General features: G+C 61.2%; 10 protein-coding genes. 6 read left to right on the top strand and 4 right to left on the bottom strand.

The annotated features are described in order from the left end of the window. The first annotated feature begins 462 nt into the window (after window positions 1–462). From QOC89_RS21630 to QOC89_RS21610, 5 genes are all read left to right on the top strand, one after another. Window positions 463–1,200 carry a hypothetical protein gene (locus QOC89_RS21630; protein WP_323046881.1) on the top strand — a complete coding sequence of 246 codons (738 nt, stop codon included), beginning with the start codon at window positions 463–465 and terminating at the stop codon, window positions 1,198–1,200. Window positions 1,201–1,436: 236 nt separating this feature from the next. Beyond that, window positions 1,437–2,327 (top strand): LysR family transcriptional regulator, encoded by an 891-nt coding sequence (locus QOC89_RS21625; protein WP_323046880.1) that lies wholly within the window; start codon window positions 1,437–1,439, stop codon window positions 2,325–2,327. A gap of 167 nt (window positions 2,328–2,494) precedes the next feature. Further along, window positions 2,495–3,661, top strand: a complete 1,167-nt coding sequence (locus QOC89_RS21620; RefSeq protein ID WP_323046879.1) for a CoA transferase — start codon at window positions 2,495–2,497, stop codon at window positions 3,659–3,661. Continuing rightward, complete coding sequence (locus QOC89_RS21615; RefSeq protein WP_323046878.1) at window positions 3,658–4,422, top strand: enoyl-CoA hydratase; 765 nt, start codon at window positions 3,658–3,660, stop codon at window positions 4,420–4,422. The genes QOC89_RS21620 and QOC89_RS21615 overlap by 4 nt, the downstream gene beginning before the upstream one ends. A gap of 23 nt (window positions 4,423–4,445) precedes the next feature. Beyond that, window positions 4,446–5,762 (top strand): MFS transporter, encoded by a 1,317-nt coding sequence (locus QOC89_RS21610; RefSeq protein ID WP_323046877.1) that lies wholly within the window; start codon window positions 4,446–4,448, stop codon window positions 5,760–5,762. Between the two features lie 131 nt (window positions 5,763–5,893). On the opposite strand, the gene QOC89_RS21605 is transcribed toward QOC89_RS21610, so the two are convergent. The 4 genes from QOC89_RS21605 to QOC89_RS21590 all read right to left on the bottom strand — a co-directional run bounded on the left by QOC89_RS21605 (window position 5,894) and on the right by QOC89_RS21590 (window position 10,720). Then, the gene (locus QOC89_RS21605) at window positions 5,894–6,577 is read right to left on the bottom strand and encodes a cytochrome b (protein ID WP_323046876.1); all 684 of its coding nucleotides are present in this window, start codon (window positions 6,575–6,577) and stop codon (window positions 5,894–5,896) included. 319 nt (window positions 6,578–6,896) lie between these two features. Continuing rightward, a complete protein-coding gene (locus tag QOC89_RS21600; protein ID WP_323046875.1) occupies window positions 6,897–8,027 on the bottom strand; it encodes a VIT1/CCC1 transporter family protein in 1,131 nt (376 codons plus the stop codon). 189 nt (window positions 8,028–8,216) lie between these two features. After that, on the bottom strand, window positions 8,217–9,512 hold the full coding sequence (locus QOC89_RS21595; RefSeq protein WP_323046874.1) for an MFS transporter: 1,296 nt from the start codon (window positions 9,510–9,512) through the stop codon (window positions 8,217–8,219). Between the two features lie 113 nt (window positions 9,513–9,625). Then, window positions 9,626–10,720: a tartrate dehydrogenase gene (locus tag QOC89_RS21590; RefSeq protein ID WP_323046873.1), complete on the bottom strand. Its 1,095-nt coding sequence runs from the start codon at window positions 10,718–10,720 to the stop codon at window positions 9,626–9,628. 159 nt (window positions 10,721–10,879) lie between these two features. On the opposite strand from QOC89_RS21590, the gene QOC89_RS21585 reads away from it, so the two are divergent. Further along, window positions 10,880–11,791, top strand: a complete 912-nt coding sequence (locus QOC89_RS21585; RefSeq protein WP_323046872.1) for a LysR substrate-binding domain-containing protein — start codon at window positions 10,880–10,882, stop codon at window positions 11,789–11,791. Window positions 11,792–12,066: the final 275 nt, after the last annotated feature.

Raw genomic sequence — 12,066 nt, 5'->3', positions numbered from 1 at the left:
GTGCAGCTGCATGCATGGCCGGCTCCATAGTCCCGCAGGGAACCGGCAAGCATACCGAGGCCAAAACACGACATTTCTAAATGGCTAGAACACGACATTTCTATAAAGCTACTACAGTCCAAAGGTTGATAATTTATCTTATGTCAACTCAACCTCCAACACCGGGGCACCGCCGCATCGCTCATCAGCCTCCGGCTCCATCACGCCGAACCCGATGCTTCTCGCAGGTCTGGACGCTGTGCACCGCCCGTGCCATCAGGTCGGGTTTGTCGTGCATGATCTCGAAGAAGAACCTCGGGCCGGCCTCATCGCTCAAAACCATCGCCTGAATGGGATTGACTGAGCAAGAAATCGACGCTATTTTTCCCGAGCGGGCGTTACGCCCACCGCGCTGCCTCACAGCTCATTTCCATTCCGTGCCGGCTGTGGCGGACCGTCAGCACGGAAACTCGGACCGAAGCCATGCGTATCTACTTCCACAACGCGTCTATCCCGACGCGGGCCGCCAATCGGCTCAAATATCGTCTCTCACTAAAGGAATCCCAGGCGCGACAGCTGACCGCCGAAGTCCTCGGCTATAGAGACTGGGCTGACCTCCACAGCGAGCTGGGCAGCAAAGCAGCTTCGACGCTCGACGAGGCATGTGACAGCGCGACAGTAACCGGGAGACGCGCATTTCAGGCGTCGCAATTAGCCGCATCGTCAGTGGATCTTCACGGTGAATCAGCGGACGACTTTGTTCGATGGTGGCAACCGTCGGCCGCACATGCGCACGAAGATAGCGGGAACCCGACAGAAACGCCGTTTGCCGGCTCAAAGGAAGACCTGAGTTTTCAAGAGGCGCTGAGCACGTTGGCTCACGCCACGCACGATCCCGTTGGCCGCTTCGAACAAGCGCTCCTGACTGGCATACACAAAACGGAAAATGAAAGCTCGCTGAGGTTTGTAGAATCGATCGCTGATGAGTTGCTCAGCGGCAACCGGAACCGGGAACCCGAAGTGGCTCGTCACCTCCTTGAGGCTTTGGCCTCGCGAGGGCTGCCCCGGTCGATACTCAATCTGGCGACGAGTTTGACCCTTGGCGATGGTGGGCCAAAAGACGAAAAGAGAGCCACGGACTTGCTTGAGCAGTTGACTGCATCCGCTTCAACTCCCGATGATCTGAAGCGGATTGCTGAAGCACGCCTGGGCACCGCGTAAGCACCGGGTATCCCGCAGAAATCCAGTACGTCGATATCAACATCGCCGCCGCAGACACGACTATCAGATCCGCACGAAAAGCACGTGCGGTCTCTGGTGCTTTCAGGTTGGACAACCATCTTGTCAAATTGAGCTCGGTTTTCATTCGAGAATCGACGCAGCGCCAGCCGGGCCCCCTACCCGTCCAGCGCCTGTCGCCGCGCCACCCACTCCTTCGCCATAACCCGGCCCCCCCCGTGAAATTCGACACCACCACCATCCGACTGATCCTCGCCATCGCTGAGGAAGGCAGCATTTCCCGAGCTGCCGACAGACTCAGTCTGGCAGTGGCGGCCGCATCCCGCCGCGTGACGGACCTGGAAGGCCAACTCGGCGCCCTACTCTTCAAGCGCGTACCCCATGGCGTAGAAATCACCGAATCCGGCCACAAGCTACTCCAGTACGTGCGGCAGATCGACAACCTCATCGACCGCCTGGAAGGCGACGCGCAGGCGCTCAACCAGGGCCTCGACGGCCGCATTATCATCGGCGCGCCCAAGGCCGTCGTCATCCAGTTCCTGGCCCGTGAGATTGCCGACATCCAGCGCAAATATCCCGGCATTTCCTTGAAGATCGTCGAGGAGAACAGCAAGATCGTCCAGCAACTGCTGCGCGACAAAGTAATCGACGTCGGCATCTACGAGAAGAAAAGCGGCTTCCTGGATCTGGCGAAGTCCCCGTACAAAGAGGACCGCCTGGTGCTGGTCTATAACCGTCCGCATTTCCAGTTTCCCGATGGACCCATCGGAATCGACGATATCCTCGATCTCCCTATCGTGAGTCTCGGCAAGGGCTCCGCGGTCCTGTCCGCGGTGAAACGCGCGTACCGCAGCCGCGGGCGACTGTTCCCCAACAATTTCACCGTCAGCGGTTTCGACACCATGCTGGCGATGGTACGCCATGGCCTCGGTGTCGGCCTGATGCCCCCCGATGTCCTGCGCAGTTTTCATCCTGAAGAATCGCTGGCGTCGGCCGAACTCCAGGGCGACTGGCACCAGCGCAGCTACGTCCTGTCCTGTGTCGAGGGCCACGCTCAGAAGCAGACCCTGCGCAACGTGGTGACCGAACTGCTCGGCAGACCGGCCTAGTCTCCGGGCGCAGCGCGCCGCCCGGTTTCGCAACGCGCGAAACCAGACATGTCCCAGGCGTTCTTGCGGCGGCCTCGTCGGTAGCGGACAGTGAGAGCCGAAGATCGCTGGCCATGCGCGGCATGGCATAGCGATCTCACTCACACCTTCTACAGAGGAGACTCGGGATGACCGAATCGAAGCATCTGCCGCTGCAAGGCATCCGCGTGCTGGACGTCAGCCAGGTCATGGCGGGCCCCTTCGCCTGCATGCTGCTGGCCGATATGGGGGCGGACGTAATCAAGGTGGAGCCGCCCGAAGGCGACCAGACCCGCGGCGCGATGGGCTTCAAGATGAAGGGGCCTGACAGCATGGGCTTCCTGAACATGAACCGCAACAAGCGCTCGCTGACACTCGACCTCAAGAGCGACGAAGGTCGCGAGTTCTTCTACAAGCTTGCCAGGACCGCCGACGTGATCGTCGAAAACTACCGTCCGGGCGTGGTGCAGCGTCTGCGTATCGACTACGAGTCGATCAAGGCGATCAATCCGAAGATTGTCTACGTCAGCATCTCCGGCTTCGGGCAAAGCGGACCGTGGGCCTCGAGGCCAGGGTTCGATCTCATGGCACAGGCCATGTCCGGCGTGATGAGCGTGACCGGCTACAAGGGCGGCAAACCCGTCAAGGCCGGCGTACCCGTGGCCGACATCGGCTGCGCGCTGTTCGCGGTCTACGGCCTGCTGTCTGCCTACATTGGCGCGCAGAAAACCGGCGAGGGCCAGCACATCGACGCGTCGCTGTTCGATTCGGTGATGGCCTTTTCGATCTGGGACATGTCGGAATACTGGGGCACGGGCGTGCCGCCGACGCCCCTCGGTACCAGTAACAAGATGAGCGCGCCCTACCAGGCCGTGAAGGCGCGAGACGGCTACTTCGTGATGGGCGCCACCAATCAGAAACTCTGGACGAAGCTGTGCGAACTGCTGGAGCGCCCGGACCTGGTCGCTCACGCCGACTATGCGAGCGTGTCGCTGCGACTGAAGAATCGCGAGGCCCTGATCGAAGCCCTGGAGCAGGAATTCGCGAAGCGCGACAGCGCCGCCTGGGTCGACGCGATGCTCGCCGCCGGAATCCCGGCCGGCCCGATCCTGTCCTATCCCGAGGCGTTCGGGAGCGAGCACGCCACGCATCGTCGCATGTGCATGGAGATCGATCACCCGAACGAAGGCAAGGTCAAGAACATTGGCTTTCCCGTCAAGATGCTGGGCACGCCGCAGACGGTGCGTCGTCATCCGCCGCTGCTGGGCGAGCATAACGACGAGATCTTCGCCGAGATCGACGGGACGGCACCATGAGCGAACTCGTCAGCCTCACGATTCATCAGTCGGGTGTAGCGGAGATCGTGATCGACCGCCCTGAGCGGCATAACGCAATGACGCTCGATATGTACGAGTCGCTGTTGACCTTGATCGCCGAGTGCGTCGACAACAGCGGCGTACGCTGCGTCCTGTTCCGGGGCGCGGGCGGCAAGTCATTCATGTCAGGCACCGACATCGCGTATTTCAAAGACTTCCGCACCGGCCGCGATGGCGTGGCCTACGAGGCCTTCGTCGAGCGGGTGATCGACACCGTCGAACGCATTGCGGTGCCCACGATTGCCGTGATCGACGGGTGGGCCGTCGGCGGCGGCCTGGCACTGGCAACGGCTTGCGATTTCCGGCTCTGTAGCGACGGCTCGCGCTTCGGCGCGCCGATCGCGAAGACGCTCTCCAACACGCTGTCGTCGCGCAACATCGCACGACTGTATGCGGCGCTCGGCGTGCCTCAGGTCAAGAAGATGTTGCTGCTCGCCGAATACCTCACCGCGCAAGAAGCGCTAGCGTGCGGCTATGTCTATGGCGTGTGCTCGCAAGGCGCACTGCAGGACGACGCCCAAACGCTCGCGCAGCGGCTAATCGCACTTTCGCCGGTCACGCAGAAGGCCGTGAAGGAAAGCCTGCGCCGCATCGTCGTCGAACAGCGGCTCGACGACGAAGATCTGATCGAAGAGGTGTACGGCAGCGCCCGTTTCAAAGACGCCGTGGTCGCCTTTACTTCGGGATCGTCGAAAAAATAACAACGAACAATGTGGAGTGAGACATGAAACGAATACAGCTCAAGGCGACCACTACCGTCCTGTTGATGTTGTGCCTGATGTACTTCATCACCTACGTCGATCGCGTCAACATCAGCACCGCGGCAGGGCAATTCAAATCCGAACTCGGGCTGAGCAACACGCAGCTCGGCTTCGTTTTCTCGGCTTTCGCATACCCGTACGTGATCTTCCAGTTCATCGGCGGCTGGGTCAGCGATCGCTTCGGCGCCAAGCGCACGCTGATCGCGTGTGCCTTCATCTGGGCCGTGGCGACAACCCTGACGGGCTTCGCCGGCGGCTTCGCCACGCTCGTCGCGGCGCGGCTGCTGCTGGGCCTGGGCGAAGGCGCCACCTTCCCCGCTTCCACCAGCGCCATGGCGTCATGGGTGAGGAAGGACAAGCGCGGCATGGCCCAAGGTATCACTCACTCGACGGCGCGGCTCGGCAATGCGGTGGCGCCAATGCTGGTGCTGGCGCTGATGACTGCGTTCGACTGGCGGTTCGCCTTCTACCTGCTCGGCGCGCTGAGTTTCGGCTGGCTGGTCCTATGGTACGTGAGCTACACCGAAAAACCCGCGGACCATCCGCGCATCACCGCCGGCGAAATTGAGAGCCTGCCACCGCCGAGAGTTCGTCCGGTGGAAGTGCCCGGCACCTGGGCGCGTCTCTATCGTCGCCTGCTGCCTGTCTCCGCCGTGTACTTTTGCTACAACTGGATCCTCTGGCTGATGCTCGACTGGATGCCGCTCTACTTCATGCATAGCTTCCATCTGAACATCAGGAAGGCGGTCATTTTCACGTCAGGGGTTTTCGTCGCCGGTGTGTTCGGCGATCTGATCGGCGGCCTCATCAGCGATAAGCTGCTTCGACGCACCGGCAACCTGAAGCTCGCGCGCAGCGCCCTGGTAGCGTTCTGCATGACCATGACCGGCTTGTCGCTGATCCCGGTGGTGCTGATCCACGAACCGATGTATTCGCTGATTTTTCTGGCCGCGGCGATGTTCTTCAACGAAATGAATATCGGACCCATGTGGGCTATTCCGATGGACATCGCTTATGACCGCTCTGGCACGGCCAGCGGCATCATGAGCGGAACGGGCTTCACGGCAGCGATCGTCAGCCCGGTTGTGGCGGGCTATCTGATCGACAGACTGGGGAATTGGAATGTCACTTTTCTGCTGTCCATCGGCGTGATGGCTTGCGGCGTACTGCTGACTTTTATCATGAAACCGGATATGCCGTTCGTCGCCACACTGAAGCGAGCGGCGCCTTCGGAGCACGCAGGTCGAGAAGCAGCGTTCCCGATTGTCGATAAAAACTGAAACGCCTTAAATGCCTGAGGGACTTGTAGCGCGAGTGGATGAGCAGGAGCGCCCGGCTCGATCAATTCATTGGGGGAAGCGGCAGGAGATGCGATGGGATTCTTCATCCCAGGCGCGTCTACTGTCAGACCTCAATAGTCTCGGTCGGCATGGCGCCTTCCTGAGGGCGCTGATGTAGGCAGCATCCGCTGCAATACATGGTCTCTCAGAACAAAGCGATGGAACAAAGCTGCGCCGACGTGCAGACCGATCAGCGCGAGAAGCACCCATGCGAGGATGCCGTGCACATCGCCCATTTCATGGCCGAACGCCGAGCCCGGAGCGCTCAGTGCCGGATACGGCACGACACCCAGCAAGCGAACCGTCCATCCGCGCGAGGATGCGTTGATCCAGCCGAGCACGGGCACCACGATCAAGGCAGCATAAAGCAGAAGATGCGTGACGCCCGAGAGGATGCTCAGTACCGGCGGCAAGTGGTCCGGCGTAGGCTTATGGCCCAGCCGCCAGAGCACCCTGACCACCGTCACGGCGACAAGTGTCGAGCCTACGCCAAGGTGCCACGCGATCAGGCCAACGGGCTGCGTGTCCTTGTGCATGTCGGGCATCGTCCAACCGATCACGAACTGCATCCCGATCAATAAGACGGTAAGCCAGTGGAGCGAGCGCGCGACCGCGTCATAGGCTGGCCGCGTATTTGCGTTGACATTAACCACTCCGATCTCCCGTTTTTTCAGCGTATCGTTGTATTCGATAACACGAGCGGCCCGCGACGCAGAAAACATCTGCCGGGCCATCTGCGTCCCCAGACGCGACATGCTAGCAACTTCACCTTAAGGAAGGCTGAGGTTCCGCACGCCGTCCTCCCTCCATCCCGACCACGCCAATCCGGACGAAATACATCATCGGGTAAGGTCGGGCCAAGGCCGCTGTCCGGGTGAACCACGCTGCCCCTTCTGCATCGTCCCGGTCACGCCACCTCGGTCAGCAGATGCGCTACGGCGCCCCAAACGGGGTTGAATCTGACCCCACAGTTGCAGTAGCGATCGAAATCGAGCAATCGTTCGCCTGGATCGCTTATCAGCATGCCGGCCGATCCGTCCAGCTTGCTCCTGCCGCACACGCACAAATTCCCTGTCACGAGATCGACACGCCCAATAGCTTGCCAACGCCGAATGTAAATCCCGCGGCAATGAGACCGATGACGATCTGCCGCATCGCGGAGAACCCCGCGCTGCGTCCGTTGAATAGCGAGGTAAAGACCCCAATGGACGCGAGCGCAAGCGCGCTAAGGACGACGCATTGCACGACCGCGCTAAGCCCATGGGTCCACAGGAACGGCATCACCGGAAAAATTGCGCCGATCGAGAACAGGCAAAACGAGACCCCCGCCGCGGACCATGGATTGCCACCCAGCTCGGCGGGGTCGAGCCCGAGTTCCTCACGCGTCAGCGTATCGAGCGCCTTGTCCTTGTCGCGCATCATCTGCGATGCCACCCGTTTGGCCTCGATCGCGTCAAGACCCTTCGCGCGATAGATCAGCGCCAGCTCGTGCTCTTCGGCTTCCGGCGACGTCTCCAGTTCTTCCGCTTCTTTAGCAATCTGGGTCGTGGCCAGTTCGCGCGCATTGGTCACCGACAGCCATTCACCCAATGCCATCGAACACGCACCGGCGATCAGGCCGGCGAGCCCCGTGAGCAGGATCGCCTTGGTGCCGGTTCCCGCACCGGCCACACCCATGATCAGACAGAAGTTCGAAACAAGACCGTCGTTCGCACCGAGCACGGCCGCGCGCAGATCGTTACCCGACGAAACGCCCCTATGCCACGACTCCGCCGCGGCAATGCGCGCACCTTGCGACAGGTCCGGGTCACCACCACCGTGAGCCAGGGTCTGGACCACTTCCGCGTGGTGATGCTCGTCGGCCGACATGCGGCCCGCGTCCGGCTGCCCCTGGTACTTATTACGGTCAGCGTATTCGGCCGCGGCGAGCGTGGGCAACACGAAACCCGCGCCGAACACGCGCACCAGTGTTTTCATCAAGCGCGTCTTCACGGCCTGGCCGCTGCCCTTCGGCTGGATGCCGTTCGCTCTCAGCTTATCGGCCCAGACCTGCGCATGATCGTGCTCCGACTTCGCGAGCTCACTGTAGACCTGCTTGCGCGTGTCGTCCTTCTCGACTTTCGCAAGCGTGTCATAGAGTGCGGCGCTATGGAGTTCATCAGAGAGATTGGCTCTGTACCGTTTGACTTCATGTTTGGATGCCATGTGACGTGCCTGCATATCGGGTCGCTAACAACGAAGCGTAGTCGATTCAGGCACGGAAAATCATGAAGCCCCTAAAACCCATCTTTAGCGAGAACGCCATCGATTCTCATCCCGATTCTGTTCGGCGCAATGTTCTCGTAAGAGATGCTCATGCCTGTTCTCCGTCAGGCACAGGTTCGCACCACCAGATCATTGCGGCGCGGGCGCCGTCCGATATCCGCGCCGGCCGACAGCCAGGGCAAGTATGGCGGATACCGCGAGACTCGCCGCCACTACATAAAGCCCGGCCGCATAGCCCCCCGTCACGCTCTTCAGCCACCCAATTGCAAACGGTCCGACAAAACCGCCGAGATTGCCGAGCGAGTTGATCATCGCGATACCGGCCGCTGCGCCGGCGCCCGAGAGAAAGGTGCTCGGCATGGCCCACAACGGCGCCTTGGCCGCGCTAATGCCCACGTTCACGAGGATCAGCGCGAGCACCACTGCAACGGCGGTATCCGCAAAGCCGGCCCATGCGAGCCCGACGCCCGCCATAACGCATGGAATCACCACATGCCACGTGCGCTCGCCAGTGCGATCCGAATGGCGAGCCCACATCACCATGCCGACCACAGCCAGCACGCTGGGAATTGCATTCAATGCGCCAGTGCCAAGCGCGCTAAAACCGAATTGACGGATGATCAGCGGCGCCCACAGCCCGAGCGTATAAAGCCCCGCGGACGTACCGAAGTAAATCATCGACATGATCCACACGCGCGGGTCGCGCAACGCCGCGAGCGCGCCGTCCGCGTGCCCGGCCTGAGACTCGCGTCCCGCGCGCTCTTCGCGCAAGGTCGCGATGAGCCACGCCTTCTCATCCGCGGCGAGCCACCTCGCCTTTTCCGGCGAATCGGTGAGCGCTTTCAAAACCACGAATCCCAGGACGACAGCGGGAATCGCTTCGATGATGAACAGCCATTGCCAGTCTTTCAAACCGAACAGCGCCGGCATCTGCATGAGGGCGCCTGAAATGGGCGAGCCGATTGCCGTCGACAAAGGCGCGGCCGCCATGAACGCAGCCGCCGCAACCGCGCGCTGTCGCGCGGGAAACCACTGGCTGAGATAGAGGATGATGCCCGGGAAGAAACCCGCTTCCGCCACACCGAGCAGGAAACGCAGCGTGTAGAACGAGTTCGGTCCGACGACAAACGCGGAAGCCGCCGACACCAACCCCCAAGTCACCATCACGCGTGCAATCCAGATGCGCGCACCGACCTTGTTGAGAATGAGGTTCGACGGTACTTCGAACAGAAAGTATCCGAGAAAGAAGATGCCGCCGCCGAGGCCGAACATGGTTGGCGAGAGGCCGAGGTCCTTGTTCATCGTCAGCGCCGCGAAGCCGACGTTCACACGATCGAGGAAGCTCACAAAGTACAGCAGCATGACGAAGGGCAAAATGCGCCACGTCAGCTTGCGAACCACACGGGCTTGCAATTCATTGGTCATGCCTGTCTCCGTACTTTTAACCGCCCGTGACGGGTTGGTCCGGGCGTTATGTTTTTGTGTAACGCACGCGCTGTCGGCTGCGCGTGGCGTGTTCCGCGCTGTGTACGACGTGCTCAGGCAGCCTTGAACTGCGCCGCCGGTTCCGCTGCGAGGATGGCACATACCGCATCGGTCACCTGCGCTGTCGTGGCCGTGCCGCCGAGGTCGCCGGTATGCAGCGCCGGGTCAGCCGTGATGCGCTCGATGGCATTCATCAATCGCTGGGCGGCGGCCGTCTCGCCAAAATGTTCTAGCATCATCACGACCGACCAGAATGTGCCGACCGGATTCGCGAGACCTTTGCCCATGATGTCGAAAGCGGAGCCGTGAATCGGCTCGAACATCGACGGATAGCGGCGCTCGGGATCCAGATTCGCGGTCGGCGCGATGCCGAGACTGCCGGCCAAGGCCGCTGCCAGATCGCTGAGAATGTCAGCGTGCAGGTTCGTCGCGACAATCGTGTCGAGGGTTGCGGGACGGTTGACCATGCGGGCCGTCGCAGCGTCGACAAGTTCCTTGTCCCACTTGACGTCGGGAAACTCCTTCGATACTTCCAGCGCGATCTCGTCCCACATGACCATCGCGTGACGTTGCGCATTGCTCTTGGTGATCACCGTCAGCAGCTTGCGCGGGCGCGACTGGGCGAGGCGAAACGCGAACCGGAGAATGCGCTCGACGCCCGCGCGGGTCATCATCGAAACGTCCGTGGCCACTTCGAGCGGATGGCCCTGGTGCGCGCGGCCGCCGACGCCGGAGTACTCGCCCTCCGAGTTCTCGCGAACGATGACCCAGTCGAGATCCTTCGGCCCGCAGCGCTTCAACGGTGCGTCGATGCCCGGCAGGATGCGCGTGGGGCGCACATTCGCGTACTGATCAAAGCCCTGGCAGATCTTCAGGCGCAAACCCCAGAGCGTCACATGATCGGGAATATGCGGGTCGCCCGCCGAGCCGAACAGAATCGCGTCCTTGTTGCGAATCGCGTCCAGCCCATCGGCCGGCATCATTACGCCATGCTGACGATAAAAGTCGCCACCCCAATCGAAGTTCTCGAACTCGAATCTGAAGGCGTCGCTTCGCGCGGCAATCGCTTCGAGAACCTGTTGGCCCGCGGGCACGACTTCCTTGCCGATGCCGTCGCCGGGAATGGTTGCGATGTGGTAGGTCTTCACTGGCGTCTCCATGAGGTTGAACGTATGGCAGCATCCTAGAACACTGACCGCGCGCGCAAACGCTGCTAGACTTAAAGCATCATTAACCTTGAGTTAATAATGGGCGGTCATGGGCTAGTTAGCGCCCTGCTCACCAAGCTGCCCAATAGCCTCCTCAACATGACCTCGTCGATACAAGCGGACGACCTCGCCTTCTTCTCCACGCTCGCTACAAGCGGCAGCCTGACGGCGGCCGCGCGTGAGCTCGGGTTGAGTACGGCGGCCGTGAGCAAGCATCTGTCGCAAATGGAATTGCGTGCGGGCGTGTCGCTCGTCAATCGCACTACACGGCGCATGAGTCTCACGCCGGAAGGCGAACTCTATCTGACGCGAGCGCGGCGCATTCTCAGCGAGATGGATGATCTCGCGCAGTTGCTTGGCGGCGCGCAAGCGGCGCCGAAAGGCCTGCTGCGCGTGAACGCGACGCTCGGGTTCGGCCGCAGTCATGTGGCGCCGCTAATATCCCGGTTTGTGAGGCGCTTTCCCGAGGTGGACGTGCAATTGCAGCTTTCTGTCGACCCGCCGCCCATTAGCGACGACGCCTTCGACGTTTGCGTGCGCTTCGGCGAACCGCCGGATGCACGCGTGATTGCGCGCCGGGTCGCGTCGAACCGGCGGTTGCTTTGCGCAGCGCCCGCGTATTTCGCCGAAAGGCGCGCGCCACGCAGTCCGGCGGAGCTCTCGCAATACAACTGCATCGGGATTCGTCAGGGGGATGACGGCTACGGGCTATGGCGTCTGACTACCGGACGCGGTTCGACCGAACAGACCGAGACGGTTCGCGTGCGCGGCAACCTCACCACCAATGACGGCGAGATCGCGGTGAAGTGGGCGCTGGACGGCCACGGCATTCTGATGCGGGCGGAATGGGATATCGCGGAGTATCTGGCCGATGGCCGCCTGATTCAGGTACTGCCGGAGTACCGTACGCCGGGTGCCGATATTTATGCGGTATACCCGCAGCAGTTGCAGATGACGGCGCGGGTCAAGGCGTTCGTCGAGATGTTGAGTGAGGCGCTGGGAGCGCGTTGAGTTATTTCATTTCATGACGAAGCGTTTGGGTCGTTGATCTTGCTCTCATTGACTGCTGCAGTGCGTGCGGCATCTTCTTCATGTAATTTGATCTGGGCTTTTTGGCCTTTCCTTGATCTCGGTTTTTGGCCTTTCCTTGAATTGGCTCTTTGGCCTTTCCTTGATTTCTTATTGGTCTATTAGCGTTGCCCCTGTGCGGGGCGGCACTTACTTTCTTTGCCGCGGCAAAGAAAGATAAGCAAAGAAAGCCGCTCACACCGCCAGCTCATAAGCGG

The organism is Paraburkholderia sp. (genome assembly GCF_034668105.1).
Taxonomy (GTDB): domain Bacteria; phylum Pseudomonadota; class Gammaproteobacteria; order Burkholderiales; family Burkholderiaceae; genus Paraburkholderia.
This window is presented reverse-complemented; position numbering and strand designations above follow the sequence as displayed.

Bases quoted from the DNA above. Each gene is read 5' to 3' on its own strand.
- QOC89_RS21585 (WP_323046872.1), top strand. From the start codon at position 10,880: ATGACCTCGTCGATACAAGCGGACGACCTCGCCTTCTTCTCCACGCTC.
- QOC89_RS21600 (WP_323046875.1), bottom strand. From the start codon at position 8,027: ATGGCATCCAAACATGAAGTCAAACGGTACAGAGCCAATCTCTCTGAT.
- QOC89_RS21620 (WP_323046879.1), top strand. From the start codon at position 2,495: ATGACCGAATCGAAGCATCTGCCGCTGCAAGGCATCCGCGTGCTGGAC.
- QOC89_RS21630 (WP_323046881.1), top strand. From the start codon at position 463: ATGCGTATCTACTTCCACAACGCGTCTATCCCGACGCGGGCCGCCAAT.
- QOC89_RS21595 (WP_323046874.1), bottom strand. From the start codon at position 9,512: ATGACCAATGAATTGCAAGCCCGTGTGGTTCGCAAGCTGACGTGGCGC.
- QOC89_RS21610 (WP_323046877.1), top strand. From the start codon at position 4,446: ATGAAACGAATACAGCTCAAGGCGACCACTACCGTCCTGTTGATGTTG.
- QOC89_RS21615 (WP_323046878.1), top strand. From the start codon at position 3,658: ATGAGCGAACTCGTCAGCCTCACGATTCATCAGTCGGGTGTAGCGGAG.
- QOC89_RS21605 (WP_323046876.1), bottom strand. From the start codon at position 6,577: ATGTCGCGTCTGGGGACGCAGATGGCCCGGCAGATGTTTTCTGCGTCG.